This window comes from Bacillus sp. BACIII, assembly GCF_057836745.1.
This window is the reverse complement of record NZ_CM174437.1, coordinates 3,451,982-3,466,324: the sequence shown is the minus strand read 5'-3', so window position 1 is coordinate 3,466,324 and position 14,343 is coordinate 3,451,982. Positions and strand designations below refer to the sequence as shown.

Below are 14,343 nucleotides of genomic sequence, written 5' to 3'. Positions count from 1 at the left end.
GGATTTGTTGTTCGGATTTAATGATATGATAAAGTTTTTCGTATCCTTTCTCATCATTCTGCCGATGGTGTCTGTCATCCATGTGTCAGGCCACAGCTTTATGGCGATGCTGTTCGGAGGCAAGGCGTCATTGGATATCGGTATGGGGAAACGTTTTTTAAAAGTGGGGCCGATTCAGGTGCGGCGTATCTACTTTATAGATTCTTTCTGCAAGTTCGGCGAATTGCGGATAGATAACCGTCTGACGAGCGCGCTCGTCTATTCCGGAGGCTGTCTGTTTAATCTCGCTTCTATCTTTATAATAAATCTGCTGATCATAAAAGATGTTCTCGAGCCAAACTTATTTTTTTACCAATTTGTCTATTTTTCAACGTATTATGTATTCTTTGCTCTACTGCCGGTCAAATACGGGGATAATAAGCTGTCAGACGGATTGGCCGTTTACAAAGTGCTCCGCTACGGGGAGCGCTGTGAAATCAATAATTGAGAGTTTACATGTTTGCGATAGGGCTGAAAGGGAAGAAAACAAGTACACAAAACAAAAAAGGAGCTGAAGAGATATGAGTCAAGATAACGGGTTAAAAGACAAAGTAAAAGGCGGCATGAACAAAATGAAAGGGGAAGCGAAGGACAAAGCAGGTGACATGGCAAACAAGTCCGACTTAAAAGCTGAAGGGAAGAAGGACAAAGCGAAAGGCAGCCTGCAAAAGGGTGTCGGTGAAACGAAAGATAAACTCAGTGACGATTAATTTGATATTGAAACAAAGCAAAAGCCCAAAATATTTTGGGCTTTTTGTTATGAGAAATGACAAAAATTCCAGTTCGATTGGTTAATATTCACTAAATTTTTAAATATTCTATAAATTATGCGGTAATTTCTTTATAATATTCACAAAGAATGTGATCTTTTTTCACATTTGATTAAACGTTTGTTTAAAAAAATAAGAAATCTGAAATTTCTGCAAAAGGAATCAGGCCGTTCACCGTCGAATACTTTTTATTACTTAACATTTCATGAGGTGAAGGGGGTGGTAATCGCCTGCATCGTTTCGGTATGACCATGTGGATTGCGTTTGACTATCACTAAGGGGGAATACAGATGAAATTGACACCGGTTGAACAAGAAAAATTGCTTATTTTCACAGCGGGAGAGCTCGCAAAACAGCGGAAAGAGCGCGGCGTTCTGCTGAATTATCCTGAAGCTGCCGCATATTTGACCTGTTATCTGATGGAAGGCGCCAGAGACGGAAAAAGCGTCGCTGAGCTGATGGAATCCGGCCGCAGCGTATTGACGGAAAAAGACGTTATGGAAGGCGTTCCGGAAATGCTGGACAGCATTCAGGTGGAAGCGACGTTTCCGGACGGGGTCAAGCTTGTCACCGTTCATCAGCCGATCAAAGCGGAGGTGAAGTCATGAAGCCGGGAGCCATTCAAGTCGCAAAAGGGACCATCACCATTAACGAAGACCGAAAGACGCTGGAAGTATCAGTTACCAATCATGGAACGCGGTCAGTGCAGGTAGGGTCGCATTTTCATTTTGCGGAAGCCAACGGCGCCCTGTCCTTTAATCGTGAGAAAGCAATCGGCATGCGTCTTGACATCCCGTCAGGCACCTCAGTCCGTTTTGAACCGGGAGAAGAGAAGACCGTCACACTCGTGGAAATCGGAGGACGAAAAACGGTCAGAGGCCTGAACGGCATGGCCGATACGTATATGGATGAGCGGGGAAAAGAAAAGACTCTGTCGAATCTTAAAAAAGCCGGATGGATGGAGGAAGCGATCCGATGAAAATGTCACGTGAGCAATACGCAGAGCTGTTCGGACCGACAACGGGAGACAAAGTCAGACTCGGAGATACGGATTTATGGATTGAAGTCGAAAAAGACTTCACGAATTACGGAGAAGAAATGATTTTCGGCGGAGGAAAAACAATCCGGGACGGCATGGGGCAAAACGGCCGTATCACCGGGAAAGACGGAGCGCTTGACCTGGTCATTACAAACGCCGTCGTCTTGGATTATACAGGGATCGTCAAGGCGGATATCGGGGTGAAGGACGGCCGGATTGTCGGCGTCGGGAAAAGCGGCAACCCGGATATTATGGATGGGGTGGACCCGCACATGGTCATCGGCGCCGGAACAGAAGTCATTTCCGGCGAAGGAAAAATCGTAACGGCCGGCGGCGTTGATACGCACATCCACTTCATCTGCCCGCAGCAGATGGAAGTCGCGCTTTCTTCAGGCGTGACCACGCTTTTGGGCGGCGGAACGGGCCCTGCGACGGGAAGTAAAGCGACGACCTGTACATCCGGCGCATGGTACATGGCGAGAATGCTGGAGGCGGCTGAGCAGTTTCCGATCAATGTCGGCTTTTTAGGGAAAGGGAATGCCTCTGATAAAGCGCCTCTCATTGAACAGACAGAAGCCGGCGCGATCGGCCTGAAGCTGCATGAAGATTGGGGATCAACGCCAAGCGCCATTAAAGCGTGCATGGAAGTCGCGGATGAGGCGGATATTCAGGTGGCAATCCACACAGACACGATTAATGAAGCGGGCTTTTTAGAAAATACGCTTGATGCGATCGGCGACCGGGTTATCCATACATATCACATAGAGGGAGCCGGCGGAGGCCATGCACCTGATATTATGAAACTCGCTTCTTACGCCAATATCCTGCCGTCCTCTACGACGCCGACGATTCCGTATACGGTCAACACGATGGACGAGCATCTTGATATGATGATGGTCTGCCATCATTTAGATTCAAAAGTCCCTGAAGACGTGGCGTTCAGTCATTCACGCATCAGAGCGGCCACCATCGCGGCGGAGGATATTCTGCACGATATCGGCGCGATCAGCATGACATCATCTGACTCGCAGGCGATGGGCAGGGTGGGAGAAGTGATTATCCGGACATGGCAGGTTGCCGATAAAATGAAGAAGCAGCGAGGCGCTCTTTCAGGAGAAAGCGGCAATGATAATGTGCGCGCCAAACGCTATGTCGCCAAATACACGATCAATCCTGCCGTCACTCACGGCCTGAGTCATGAAGTCGGTTCCGTTGAAAAAGGAAAGCTCGCTGACCTCGTATTGTGGGATCCGGTTTTCTTCGGCGTCAAACCTGAACTTGTGCTCAAAGGGGGCATGATCGCCCGCGCCCAGATGGGAGACCCGAATGCTTCTATCCCGACGCCTGAGCCTGTGTTTATGCGCCAGATGTACGCATCCTACGGGAAAGCGAACCGCAATACGTCTATAACATTTATGTCCCAGGCCGGTATCGCAAACGGTGTACCGGAAAAGCTCGGGCTTGAAAAAATGATTTCCCCCGTACGGAATATCCGCAAGCTGAGTAAGCTCGACATGAAGCTGAATGACGCAATGCCGAATATACAAGTCGATCCGAAAACCTATCAGGTGTTCGCCGACGGAGAAGAACTGGCATGCCAGCCTGTCAGCCATGTTCCGCTCGGACAGCGTTATTTTTTATTTTAATCCCTCTCCGGCCGGTTTCCGCCGGCCTATTTACACCTCTATTGTCAACTTGATTTCATCCTGCCGCGTATTTTAGTGTATATTAATAATTGAAAAACAAATGAAATGTAACTATTGTGGTTACACCGGTGGTGAAAAACATGATTAACAGCCGTCTTGCTGTGGCCATTCACATTCTTTCGCTGATCTCAACGGATGAACGGGCATCGTCAGATATGATTGCGGACAGCGTAAACACCAATCCCGTCGTAGTGCGGAGAACGATCAGCCAGCTGAAAAAAGCAGGTCTTCTGACATCCCGGGCAGGTGTTGCGGGAGCCAGCCTGAAAAAAGATCCGTCGGAGATTACCCTCTTAGAGGTTTACAGGGCGGTACAAAATAAGGAAGAGCTTTTTGCGGTTCACGACAATCCGAATCCGGACTGTCCGGTCGGCAAAAATATTCAGCGCGCGCTTGATGAGACGTTCGGAAGCGTACAGCGGGCAATGGAGAATGAACTGGCGAACAAATCTCTTTATGATGTAATGAATCATCTCTTTTGTTAAAAAGAGATGGCTTCATGTCGTTTGAGATGTAATGAAAATGGTTACAGGAATAAGGAGGAAAAGAACAGCGGAAAAGCCGTTATGATAGAAGCGAAGGAACGCAGGCATGAAATGACAGCCATCGGAGACATGCATCAAATGTAAAAGATCAAGAGGCTGCGGTTTTGGCTCCATATCGGGAGTCCAACTAAAAGACCGTCGCCTCTTAGCACTCACAATCATAATGATTTTAAAATTTCTCAAGGAACGATCAGCAGCCCGTTAGCTGCCCCTGATTAAAGATAATGTGTTACCACACTGTTACGTTAGAACTCCCGCTGCTTTGGTATCCCTCTGTCGCTAAGACTTGGTAAGACCAATTACTGCCCAGATTCATTCCATGACTCTTCCATGCGTTAACATGATTGCTGAAAGTGATTGCAGCGTTGCTTCCAGTTGGTCTCTTTGTCTGACGGACACTCCAGTACTGCGTAAAAGTAGTGTTATCGCCATCAATGGAAGGTGCGTTATAACGTGTCGTTGTATAGATGTCATATGTACCTCCATCACTTTTTACAGTACCTTTATACGCTCCGGTAGGTCTGTAAGTACCCCATGAATCCACTACATAATATTCGATGAGAGGTGATCTCGTCCATCCATATAAAGTCAAATATCCATTGCCATTCGGCGCCCAAACTCCGGCATTATAGTTTATGGTCCTGAATGGGGAACCTGTCGTCCAGCCTTTACCAACAACGAAATTTCCGGTATTGGACCAATTAACACTGTAATTCCCGCCAGACCCATTGACAGCGTTTACGATTCCGCCTCCATCAGTCCAATTTTGCCAGTAGTCTGTACCGGCAGCAGACGCGGTTGACGAAAACAAGCTAATACCCATTAAAGCTGTCGTTAATCCAACTAAGAACTTCTTTTTAAATTTAAACATATGTGACCTCCTATACTATTTTTTCTGACGTTGACGTGAGGCAGCACCCGTATATATTTAAAACATTCTTAATGACTAACGCCAAAGCTTTTGATCGCTCCCTTCAATATCATATCACGAATGCATAAGTGAAGATTAAGAGTATTTGTAATTTAATTACAAAGGCCCAAAAAATACATTATGGGCGGTCCTGTTCCGCCATAGCCTTATTCTTTTTTCGCAGAATCACAATTCTTGTTTCTGAATCTGACGGAGTCATCTGTCATGTTTTACTTTGTATTCGATGTAAGAGGGGATTTAATCGCCGATAAGCCGCTCACTGAACAGGGAAATCTGCTTATGATATTGCGGCGGACAATGGCATTTTGAGAACCTGCAGAGGAATGGTCAGCCTCGTTAAAAGGCAGAAAAGGCAAAGCTGCAAGCCGAATAAGAAAAAAACCCGGGCTCACGCGCCGGGATTTTTAATATGTATTTGCATCAATGTTATCAAACATACCGTCAACAATGCCGAACGTCATGAGGACAATGAAGAGAATGATGCCGAGAACGGACAGGCCGATCGTTACAATGAGGTAGATCCCCTGCATTTTCACGAATTTTGCGTAATTCTCCAGCATATGTTCTTCTGTCAGTTCATTGAACTGTTCCGCCATCTGTCCCGCTTCTTTTGCCGAGCGCATCAGAAAAATGCCGGCAATAATCTGCAAAACGCCGGGAATGGCTCCGATTAAGAAGAAAAACGCACCCGACAGCGCCGCAAATGCGCCCATAATAATGAATAAAATACCTGTCGCTTTTCCCCATTTCGAAATAGAAATAAGCGAACGATTTACTGATTCAGGTTTCAACACATGGCACTCCTTTACAAAAAAATACTCACTTTTCATTTATACACTATTCGGTCATTCTTTTGAATATAAAATGTGTTTTTTTCCTGCCGTGCATCCGTTTCTATATGATAAAATTCCCGGGATGCACCCGGGAATTACAAAATCGGCGACAGAAGCCTTGAAACCGATTCTTTAATGCGAATCCACAGCGAACGCTCCTGATATTCTTCATACGTATATTTTCTGGAGACGAGCAGATCTTCTTTAAATGAGGAGATGAGCTTTTTCGCGATGGTGACGTCATAAATAAAGGCGTTGACTTCAAAATTAAGCCTGAAGCTTCTGACGTCGATATTCGCCGTACCGACAGAAGCCGTCTCATCATCGACGACAATCGTTTTCGCATGAATAAAGCCGTTATCGTAAATGTAGACCGAGGCCCCGGCTTTCAAAAGATCGCCGATGTAAGATAAAGTCGCCCAGTAAACGAAAGCGTGATCCGGTTTGTTCGGGATCATGATTTTGACGTCGATGCCTGACAGACAGGCGATCCTGAGGGCGTCTAAAAGACTGGAGTCAGGAATAAAGTAAGGCGTCTGAATCAGGATCGACCGTTTCGCCGTTGAGATCATCTTGATATAGCCGTTTTTAATTTGTTCCCATTCTGAATCCGGTCCGCTTGTGACAATCTGCATCCCGACATTGCCCTTTGGCTCGCATTCCGGAAAATGATTCGGAACGTAAGTGAGCGTATGGTGATGGGAGGCTTGGTTCCAATCGAGGATAAACCGTGTCTGAATGGCATGGACCGCCGTGCCTTGAAGCCTGAGGTGCGTATCCCGCCAATAGCCGAATTTCGGATTCAGGCCGAGATATTCATCTCCGACGTTAAAGCCGCCGACATAGCCGGTTTCGCCGTCAATAATCACGAGCTTGCGGTGATTCCGATAATTGAGCCGCAAATTAATCGGCCGAAGCCTGGAAGGAAAGAAGACTTCCACATAGCCGCCGGCGTCCCGCAGCGGTTTGAAGAATTTTTTTCTGAGTGATCGTGAACCGAGTTCATCATATAACACTCTGACCTTTACGCCTTCCTGTGCTTTTTTCACTAAGGCGTCACGCAATTTTTTTCCCAGCTCATCACCTTTATAAATATAGTATTGAAGGTGAATGTGATCTTTTGCGTTGGAAATGTCCTTCATTAAACGTTTGAACTTATCGCGCCCGTCCGTTAAAATCTCAACCGAATTATCCTCTGTAAAAACCGCGTGGTTGTTCATGACAAGCATATAGATGAGGTCTTTATTATCCACGGTCGCCCTGTTGTTAAATTGGAATTGCCTCGACTTCAGATCTTTCAGCTGAGACTTCAGCAGCTTTTCAATTCCGATCTTTTTACGGTCTTCCCATTGAAACAGGTGCTTGCGTCTCAGGTTATGGCCGAATAACAGGTATAAAATAAACCCTAAAATGGGAATAAAAAAAAGAACCAAGAGCCAGGCCCATGAAGCGCTGGCGTCGCGTCTTTCTTTGAAAATCATGATGACGGCCAAAAGTATATTTAAAACGAAAAAAAATCCGAATAAAATAAATGAAATGCTCACTTTGCAACCCCGCTATATCATATTTATCAAGACTGTGCCCATTAGTATTCCGACAAGTGCAGCAATCTGATTCCCATTTCAAATTATAACATTGACATTTTAAAAGAATAAAGAGCCGGAATCAAAGATGGATGCAGTTTTCTTTCAAAGAAAGTTCCGGGTGCGGTAGAATAAGCATATATGAAAAAGAAGACAAAAATGACAGCAAAGGGGAGAGGATATGAAGCTAGAACATGCGGAACAATTGCCGGGATTCATAAAAAAAGAAATTCAGAAAATACAAATCGCCATCGCACCGCTGATGAAAAAAAGCATCATTTACCGTTTTCTCGCTTTCCCGCTCGCCGCTTTTAGTCTGTTTCATCTGGCATCGCTTTTGATTCAGGCCCCTTCCGGGAGAGGAGCCCTCGTGTCGGCCGGCATTTTTGCACTCCTTGCGGCTCTGGGTCTTGCGTTTTTCAAGGAAGCCGGCTACCAGCGGAAACAGGTGCAAAAAACGATCCGCCTGTATATGCTGAACAGAATCAGAAAAAGCAATATTCTGTCCGAGGAACGGAAAAGCGCCTATACCCGATTGGTAGCGGAGGAGCCGTCTGCGATGAAAAGCTTTATTGAATTTTTAACAGAAGAAGACCGGAAAAAAGAAATGCTGTATTAAAAAAAGAGCTGACGCGCGATCAGCTCTTTTTGTCATTCAAACACAGGGTCGTTCTCATAGTAATATGAATCAGGCGCGTCATACGTATCAGTGCTGTGGTAAGCCACAATTCCGATGACAGCGAAAATAACGAATAAAATAAAAGCGATAATGCCCAATGCCACACTCGATACCGCGTAAAAAAACTGCATTTTGATAAAGGATGCGTAATGTTCGAGCATATTTTCTTCCGCGTTTTCTTCTGATTCTTCCTGAAGGGCGGCTGCGGCTTTTGCCGAGCGCATCAGCATGACGCCGGAAATGATGAGCAAAACACCCGGTATGGCTCCGAGCAGCGTCACAATGGCTGACAGGGCGGAAAGTGAGCCCGTAATGATAAGAAACACGGCGGTGATTTTTCCCCACTTGGCGATGTCGGCAAGGGAACGGGCTTTTTTATTGAGCTGCTGGTTACCGTCTTTTTCTTCTTTATCGATGCTGATCATGACAGTTCTCTCCCTAAAATGTTCAAGTCATATCGTTTTCCGTCCATTTCGGCGATACCCGGGAATACGCCCCATTCGGTAAAACCGAATTTTTCAAACAGCTTAATGCTCGGCGCATTATGGCCGAAGATAAAAGCCATCAGATTACGGATGCCGATCTTCGGAGCCATCTCAAGGGCTTCTTTCAGCAGAAAGCTTCCCGCTCCTTTGCCCCGGCAATCCTGGTGCAGATAAATACTGATCTCCGCCGTTTTGTCATAGGCTGGACGGCCGTAAAACGTTTCGAAGCTGATCCAGGCCGCCACTTTTCCGTTTTCATCTTCCGCGACCATCAGCGGGCGCCTGTCCGTGTGCCGCAAAAACCAATCCATCCGGTCTTCGGGCGTCACTTCTTCCGTATCAGCCGTTACCATCCGTGAGGCGATCGTCGAGTTGTATATAGCCACAACCGCATCTAAATCTTCCAATACGGCTTTGCGCAGGGTCAAATTCATATTCCGGGATCTCCCTTCACATTTCATTACATAATTATGAGCAATCTGCACATACTACTTCCAAAAAAGTTTTTTTATGATGTGTATATATTTTCAGAAAAGTGTTCAGAATGTTGCTGAGGTGATGAACAAATGAGAGAGGAAGAAAAGAAAACTTCTCAAGTCAAAAAACTTCAGCGGTTCTTTCGCAAACGCTGGATATTCCCTGCAATTTACTTAGTCAGTGCGGCCGTCATTTTAACAGCTGTCCTTTGGTATCAATCCGTTTCAAATGATGTGAAGGACAATCTGACGAATAACGGCGGAAACTCCGCGTATGACAGCGGCAAAGACGATGCCGTCGAAGTAGGAAAGTCAATGGAAAACGTCGCAATGCCGGCTGCTCATTCTGAAAATGTTTCTGTTGTGAAAAAGTTTTATGAAACGAATGCCGCAAAAAAAGAGAAAGAAGCAGCACTTGTTAACTATAATAACACGTACAGCCTAAGTAAAGGAATTGACTTAGCTGAGAAAGACGGAAAATCATTTGACGTTTCCGCTTCTCTGAGCGGTACGGTTGTGAAAGCTGCTAAAGATCCGGTACTGGGATATGTGGTTGAAATTGAACATTCAGACGGCCTGTCTACTGTCTATCAGTCTCTATCTGAAGTCAGCGTCGATCAGGGCGACAAAGTGAAGCAGAACCAGGTTATCGGAAAATCAGGAAAAAACCTTTACAGTGAAGAAAGCGGAAATCACGTACACTTTGAAATCCGCAAAGACGGCGTAGCAATGAATCCGATGAACTTTATGGACAAACCGGTAACATCTATTGAAAAAGCGGCAGCTGAAGAGAAAAACGCTGTCACAGAAGAAACGGAAGGGTCCATTCAGCAGTCTTCCGAGAAAAAAGATGTGACGCCTAAACAAGAAACCGAGGAAAAACCCGGCGGTAAAGAAGACGGCACAAAAGACAAGACAGATGGTAAAGATGACGGTTCAATGAAAGATTCAGGCAAGTAACTGTGATCCCTAAGCGCCTATCAGCTCTGATAGGCGCTTTTCATTTTGTCTCATGTGCCTTTATACTAATAGAAAACGAGGGAGATGCTGAATGAATAAATGTCTGGCGGCGGGATGGCTCGTCTTTATTTTCATTTCTGCTTTGACTGAAAGCTTTCACGATATGATTGTGACGCAGACGATGGCCTTCCGTTTCACGCCCCATCCGGATGCATCCGGTTTCTTTGTGTTCGATATGGCGGAGCTCACCGTACCTGAAGCGGCGATTCAAAAGCTCGGGCACGCGTTTTCCTTTTTTGTGCTCACCTGTTTGTTTTTCAGGGAGCGCAGACGCATGAAGAGGGCGGTGCTGTATGCATTGGCCGCCGCCTTCCTGACAGAAATCGTCCAGCTCTTTTTCGGCAGAAACGGCTGCCTCCGCGATGTGCTGATTGACAGTCTCGGCATTGCTGTATTCTGTGTTTTACAAAGGAAAAAACATACCGCCAAACATACAAAAACCGGCAGTCTGTGAAAGACGCCGGCTTTTTTTATATATGATGGTTTGTCGATTTGTTTTTATGAACGATACTTTCGTAGATTCGCACGATCAGGTCGACAATCGGACGAAGCACATTTGAAAATCTGAACAGCAGGAATCCGACAACGAGGGAAACGATAATGCTTCCGAGTACATCAATCGGATAATGGTGGCCGACCCAAATTCTTGAGAAGCCGGTCAAAAGGCCGAAAATCACCAGCGGCCAGCCGAGTTTTTTGTTGCGGAACAGAATCGCAATTGAAATGGCCAAAGCGCCTGTCGTATGGTCACTCGGAAAAGAAGCATCCGCGGCATGAGGGATCAGCGTATGAACCGTATGATCGACAAAGGGGCGCGGCTCGATATAGATTTTTGTGATGATGTAGTTGACGATAAGCGCCGCGATGCCGGTAAAGCCGGCGTACAGGGCGTTTTGTCTGCCTTTTGTGTTTCCAAACAGCCACATGGCAAGCAGGAAAAGGGCGTAGGCGTAAAGGGCGTATTCCGTTATAAATACCATGATAGAGTCGAGAATGGCACTATGGTGCGACAAACCATTGATCGCTTTAAACAGTTCGTAATTCACAAATATCACCTTTTATCTTTATTTTATATGAACAGTGTAATGCTTTTTTCTATGAGACACAATTGGTATTAAAAATAATTATAAAAAAGTAAACAGAATGAAACGTGACTGTATTACTGTGCGTCAAGTATGAGGGAAAAGAATAGCCGAAGGAGTTTTGTCCGTTGCTGAAACGTTTGAAAAACGCCGATCTGCCGCTTGTGTTTGTCATCATGCTGCTTTGCGGATTCGGTTTGTTAATGGTGTATAGCGCCAGTGATGTGATGGGGTCTCAGCGATACGGAAATCCATCCTATTTCTTCCATAAACAGAGAACCTCTCTGCTGCTCGGAATATGCTTATTTTTATTTGCAGCCTGTCTGCCGTATAAGCGGTATGCCCGGCTTGTACCGCTGTTTGTGGTCGGATCGCTGGTGTTGCTGCTGCTCGTATTGATACCGGGAATCGGGCTGGAGCGGAATTTTTCCCGCAGATGGCTGGGAGCGGGGCCGCTTGTCATACAGCCGTCTGAATTGGCGAAGATCGCGATGATTTTGTATTTCGCTGCGATTTACACGAAAAAGCAGCCGTACATTCATCAATTTGTGAAGGGGGTACTGCCGCCTTTAGTCATTTTGGGAACCGCTTTTCTGCTGACATTGGCAGAGCCTGATTTAGGGACGGCTTCCTTAATTCTGGCGGCGTGCGGGTCAATTTTATTATGTGCCGGCTTGAAAAAGCGCCATTTGCTCGTGCTCGGCGCGACGGCGGTGTCGGGAGTCGTTTATCTCGCATTTTCCGCTTCCTATCGTGTGAAGCGGCTTGTTTCCTTTACCAATCCGTTTGGTGACGCGAACGGGGACGGTTATCAGCTGATTCAATCTTATTTTGCCATTTCCGGAGGCGGATTTTTCGGAAGAGGACTTGGGAACAGTGTTGAAAAAATGAATTACCTGCCTGAGGCGCATACTGACTTCATTATGGCCGTGATCAGCGAAGAACTGGGGATATTCGGTGTTCTGATCGTGTTGGGATTATATTTCGCGTTAATGCTTCTCGGCGTAAAAACAGCCATGCGTGCTGATGACCCGTTCGGAAAGCTTCTCGCCATCGGAATTACGTTTCAATTGATGTTTCAGGTTGTATTGAATTTGGGAGCGATGAGCGGACTCCTCCCGGTTACGGGTGTGCCGCTGCCGTTTATCAGCTACGGCGGTTCTTCATTGATTATGACGCTGTTTTTGTGCGGCATACTGGTCAATATCAGTACATATTCAAAAAAACAAACCGTACGGCATAAGCGGCCTGTCCCGCATGAAAAAAAGGCTTCTTCTTTTTAATGAAGTCCGAAAAAAAACGCCCGGGACATGCTGTCTCCGGGCGTTCTGTATGTTTATAAAGCTTCTGGTCCTTCCTCTCCGGTGCGGATATTAATCGTGTTTCCGATTTCATAGACAAATATTTTGCCGTCGCCGGGCTCTCCCGTTTTCAGCACTTTTTTCGCCGTTTCCACCACTTGATCAACGGGGACCTTGCTGACAACGATTTCCACTTTCAGCCGTTCATACACATTGCTTTCAATTTTGACTCCGCGGTACAGTTCGGTGTGGGCTTTTTGAAGGCCGCATCCGTGTACGTTGGAGAAAGTCAGCGATGTGACTCCGATTTTACCGAGTTCCTGCTTCAATGTTTCAAACTTAGCCGGACGCGTAACGATTTCTACCTTGAACATTTGACCGCTCATCTAAGTCACTCCTCACTTTATAAGTCCTGATATGCCTTTTCCCCGTGCATCGTTAAATCAAGCCCGAGTGATTCTTCTTCTTCACTGGCGCGGAGGGGAATGAAGAGACCTACAATTTTAATGATAACGAAAGTGACAATAAATACAAATACATAGGTTGCCGCAATGGCCGCAACCTGTTTCCAAAGCAGTCCCGGATCGCCGTAAAACAGCCCGTTTGCCCCGCCGTCATTGACGGAAGTGGTCGCGAATAAACCGGTCGCGATGCCGCCCCATGTCCCGCCGATTCCATGCAGGCCGAAAGCGTCAAGTGCATCATCGTATCCGAAAGTCTTTTTGAGCCAATACACGCCCCAAAAGCAGACAAGCCCGCCGATAAAACCGATCACGATGGAAGAAAACGGCGTAACGAACCCGGCAGCCGGCGTAATGGCGACAAGTCCGGCGATAGCGCCTGATACAGCGCCCAGCATAGTCGGTTTCTTGTTCAGCATCCATTCGATTAAAATCCAGCCGATAATTCCGGCCGCAGCTGCGGTGTTTGTATTAATGAAAGCAAACATCGCGATACTGTCAAGCGTCAGGGCGCTGCCGACATTGAAGCCGAACCATCCGAACCAAATGAGCGCCCCGCCCAAGAACGTATAAATTAAATTGTGAGGAGAAGCCGCCGTGCCGTCCTTGCGTTTCCCGAGGACAATCGCCAGAACGAGTCCGGCAACTCCGGAAGAGATGTGAACAACATTTCCGCCTGCGAAATCAAGGGCGCCCATTTGGCCGATCCAGCCGCCGCCCCATACCCAGTGCGCAACGGGTGTATATACGAGGGAAACCCACAAAAAGGAAAATAAAAGAAAAGCACTGAATCTCATGCGTTCAGCGAATGCTCCGGAAATAATCGCCGTCGTCAGGACTGCAAATGTCATTTGGAACATCATGAACAATGAATGCGGGATCGTATCACTGTAGCTTCCGGGGGCAAAGCCGATTCCCTTCAGCCCCGCCCATTCAATGCCGCCAAGCCATGTATTGCCGGGAGCAAAAGCAAGTGAATATCCGTACAAAACCCAAACGACGGATACAATGGCGATGGAAGAAAAACTGTGCATCGCCGTGCTGAGCACATTTTTGCTTTTTACCATTCCGCCGTAAAATAAAGCCAGCCCGGGGGTCATCAGCCACACGAGTAAAGCGCAAAAGAACATAAATACTGTATCGCCCATCTGCATGTTGTATTCCTCCGTCTCATTCAGAATGTAATTGTGATTAATTCATTATTATAGAGAAAAAAGAATGATAAAACATTTTCGTGTAAGGTTATCTAACATGGTTTTTTGCGTTCATCATGTCGCTTTTCAAATGAACGTCATGTGACTTTATATCCATAAAAAGAGCATCGGAGCACCGAAGAAGAAATCCTGTCCGGGAAAGAGTAAAATAATCGGGGTGAGAAACACTAACTGCATCA

The 14,343-nt window shown here is 46.4% G+C and carries 18 protein-coding genes; 10 read left to right on the top strand and 8 right to left on the bottom strand.

The window, feature by feature from the left end; all coding sequences use genetic code 11:
* Nucleotides 1-7: 7 nt before the first annotated feature.
* The 6 genes from ACXN9U_RS17055 to ACXN9U_RS17030 all read left to right on the top strand — a co-directional run bounded on the left by ACXN9U_RS17055 (nucleotide 8) and on the right by ACXN9U_RS17030 (nucleotide 4,039).
* Nucleotides 8-487, top strand: a complete 480-nt coding sequence (locus tag ACXN9U_RS17055; protein WP_060964066.1) for a hypothetical protein — start codon at nucleotides 8-10, stop codon at nucleotides 485-487.
* 73 nt (nucleotides 488-560) lie between these two features.
* A complete protein-coding gene (locus tag ACXN9U_RS17050) occupies nucleotides 561-749 on the top strand; it encodes a CsbD family protein (protein WP_016937658.1) in 189 nt (62 codons plus the stop codon).
* Nucleotides 750-1,099: 350 nt separating this feature from the next.
* The gene (ureA, locus tag ACXN9U_RS17045; RefSeq protein WP_016937659.1) at nucleotides 1,100-1,417 is read left to right on the top strand and encodes an urease subunit gamma; all 318 of its coding nucleotides are present in this window, start codon (nucleotides 1,100-1,102) and stop codon (nucleotides 1,415-1,417) included.
* Nucleotides 1,414-1,788: an urease subunit beta gene (gene ureB / locus ACXN9U_RS17040; RefSeq protein WP_060964067.1), complete on the top strand. Its 375-nt coding sequence runs from the start codon at nucleotides 1,414-1,416 to the stop codon at nucleotides 1,786-1,788. The genes ureA and ureB overlap by 4 nt, the downstream gene beginning before the upstream one ends.
* Complete coding sequence (ureC, locus tag ACXN9U_RS17035; RefSeq protein ID WP_060964068.1) at nucleotides 1,785-3,494, top strand: urease subunit alpha; 1,710 nt, start codon at nucleotides 1,785-1,787, stop codon at nucleotides 3,492-3,494. Before ureB ends, ureC begins: the two co-directional genes overlap by 4 nt.
* Before the next feature lie 140 nt (nucleotides 3,495-3,634).
* On the top strand, nucleotides 3,635-4,039 hold the full coding sequence (locus ACXN9U_RS17030; protein ID WP_045926364.1) for an Rrf2 family transcriptional regulator: 405 nt from the start codon (nucleotides 3,635-3,637) through the stop codon (nucleotides 4,037-4,039).
* Between the two features lie 289 nt (nucleotides 4,040-4,328).
* Here the strand turns inward: ACXN9U_RS17030 and xynA are convergent, their stop codons facing one another.
* The 3 genes from xynA to cls form a co-directional block, all read right to left on the bottom strand.
* Nucleotides 4,329-4,970 carry an endo-1,4-beta-xylanase XynA gene (gene xynA, locus ACXN9U_RS17025; RefSeq protein ID WP_060964069.1) on the bottom strand — a complete coding sequence of 214 codons (642 nt, stop codon included), beginning with the start codon at nucleotides 4,968-4,970 and terminating at the stop codon, nucleotides 4,329-4,331.
* Nucleotides 4,971-5,434: 464 nt separating this feature from the next.
* A complete protein-coding gene (locus tag ACXN9U_RS17020) occupies nucleotides 5,435-5,821 on the bottom strand; it encodes a DUF5362 family protein (RefSeq protein WP_060964070.1) in 387 nt (128 codons plus the stop codon).
* A gap of 137 nt (nucleotides 5,822-5,958) precedes the next feature.
* A complete protein-coding gene (gene cls / locus ACXN9U_RS17015; RefSeq protein WP_489201951.1) occupies nucleotides 5,959-7,407 on the bottom strand; it encodes a cardiolipin synthase in 1,449 nt (482 codons plus the stop codon).
* Between the two features lie 220 nt (nucleotides 7,408-7,627).
* Here cls and ACXN9U_RS17010 point away from each other — a divergent pair, with 220 nt between their 5' ends.
* Nucleotides 7,628-8,065, top strand: coding sequence for a DUF5392 family protein (locus ACXN9U_RS17010; protein WP_016937666.1), 438 nt, complete (start codon nucleotides 7,628-7,630; stop codon nucleotides 8,063-8,065).
* A 32-nt stretch (nucleotides 8,066-8,097) separates the two neighbouring features.
* Here the strand turns inward: ACXN9U_RS17010 and ACXN9U_RS17005 are convergent, their stop codons facing one another.
* Both ACXN9U_RS17005 and ACXN9U_RS17000 read right to left on the bottom strand, forming a co-directional pair.
* Nucleotides 8,098-8,550, bottom strand: coding sequence for a DUF5362 family protein (locus tag ACXN9U_RS17005; RefSeq protein WP_489201950.1), 453 nt, complete (start codon nucleotides 8,548-8,550; stop codon nucleotides 8,098-8,100).
* Nucleotides 8,547-9,038 carry a GNAT family N-acetyltransferase gene (locus ACXN9U_RS17000; RefSeq protein WP_489202508.1) on the bottom strand — a complete coding sequence of 164 codons (492 nt, stop codon included), beginning with the start codon at nucleotides 9,036-9,038 and terminating at the stop codon, nucleotides 8,547-8,549. Before ACXN9U_RS17000 ends, ACXN9U_RS17005 begins: the two co-directional genes overlap by 4 nt.
* A 138-nt stretch (nucleotides 9,039-9,176) precedes the next feature.
* Between ACXN9U_RS17000 and spoIIQ the strand changes: the two genes are divergently transcribed.
* Together spoIIQ and ACXN9U_RS16990 are read left to right on the top strand one after the other, a co-directional pair.
* Entirely contained in the window at nucleotides 9,177-10,046 is an 870-nt protein-coding gene (gene spoIIQ / locus ACXN9U_RS16995) for a stage II sporulation protein SpoIIQ (RefSeq protein ID WP_489201949.1), read from the top strand.
* A 91-nt stretch (nucleotides 10,047-10,137) separates the two neighbouring features.
* A complete protein-coding gene (locus tag ACXN9U_RS16990; protein WP_047475853.1) occupies nucleotides 10,138-10,560 on the top strand; it encodes a VanZ family protein in 423 nt (140 codons plus the stop codon).
* A gap of 16 nt (nucleotides 10,561-10,576) precedes the next feature.
* Here the strand turns inward: ACXN9U_RS16990 and ACXN9U_RS16985 are convergent, their stop codons facing one another.
* Nucleotides 10,577-11,152 (bottom strand): undecaprenyl-diphosphatase, encoded by a 576-nt coding sequence (locus ACXN9U_RS16985; RefSeq protein WP_047475852.1) that lies wholly within the window; start codon nucleotides 11,150-11,152, stop codon nucleotides 10,577-10,579.
* Nucleotides 11,153-11,316: 164 nt separating this feature from the next.
* On the opposite strand from ACXN9U_RS16985, the gene ftsW reads away from it, so the two are divergent.
* Nucleotides 11,317-12,471, top strand: coding sequence for a putative lipid II flippase FtsW (ftsW, locus tag ACXN9U_RS16980; protein WP_489201948.1), 1,155 nt, complete (start codon nucleotides 11,317-11,319; stop codon nucleotides 12,469-12,471).
* 53 nt (nucleotides 12,472-12,524) lie between these two features.
* Here ftsW and ACXN9U_RS16975 read toward each other — a convergent pair whose 3' ends face one another.
* A complete protein-coding gene (locus tag ACXN9U_RS16975; RefSeq protein WP_014419080.1) occupies nucleotides 12,525-12,875 on the bottom strand; it encodes a P-II family nitrogen regulator in 351 nt (116 codons plus the stop codon).
* Nucleotides 12,876-12,892: 17 nt separating this feature from the next.
* On the bottom strand, nucleotides 12,893-14,104 hold the full coding sequence (locus ACXN9U_RS16970) for an ammonium transporter (RefSeq protein WP_060964077.1): 1,212 nt from the start codon (nucleotides 14,102-14,104) through the stop codon (nucleotides 12,893-12,895).
* Nucleotides 14,105-14,343 lie beyond the last annotated feature (239 nt).

Coding starts and splice junctions, on each gene's coding strand:
- xynA (WP_060964069.1), bottom strand. CDS start 4,970: ATGTTTAAATTTAAAAAGAAGTTCTTAGTTGGATTAACGACAGCTTTA.
- ACXN9U_RS17010 (WP_016937666.1), top strand. CDS start 7,628: ATGAAGCTAGAACATGCGGAACAATTGCCGGGATTCATAAAAAAAGAA.
- ACXN9U_RS17050 (WP_016937658.1), top strand. CDS start 561: ATGAGTCAAGATAACGGGTTAAAAGACAAAGTAAAAGGCGGCATGAAC.
- ACXN9U_RS16970 (WP_060964077.1), bottom strand. CDS start 14,104: ATGCAGATGGGCGATACAGTATTTATGTTCTTTTGCGCTTTACTCGTG.
- ACXN9U_RS17030 (WP_045926364.1), top strand. CDS start 3,635: ATGATTAACAGCCGTCTTGCTGTGGCCATTCACATTCTTTCGCTGATC.
- ureC (WP_060964068.1), top strand. CDS start 1,785: ATGAAAATGTCACGTGAGCAATACGCAGAGCTGTTCGGACCGACAACG.
- ACXN9U_RS16990 (WP_047475853.1), top strand. CDS start 10,138: ATGAATAAATGTCTGGCGGCGGGATGGCTCGTCTTTATTTTCATTTCT.
- ureA (WP_016937659.1), top strand. CDS start 1,100: ATGAAATTGACACCGGTTGAACAAGAAAAATTGCTTATTTTCACAGCG.
- ACXN9U_RS17005 (WP_489201950.1), bottom strand. CDS start 8,550: ATGATCAGCATCGATAAAGAAGAAAAAGACGGTAACCAGCAGCTCAAT.
- ACXN9U_RS16975 (WP_014419080.1), bottom strand. CDS start 12,875: ATGAGCGGTCAAATGTTCAAGGTAGAAATCGTTACGCGTCCGGCTAAG.
- spoIIQ (WP_489201949.1), top strand. CDS start 9,177: ATGAGAGAGGAAGAAAAGAAAACTTCTCAAGTCAAAAAACTTCAGCGG.
- ureB (WP_060964067.1), top strand. CDS start 1,414: ATGAAGCCGGGAGCCATTCAAGTCGCAAAAGGGACCATCACCATTAAC.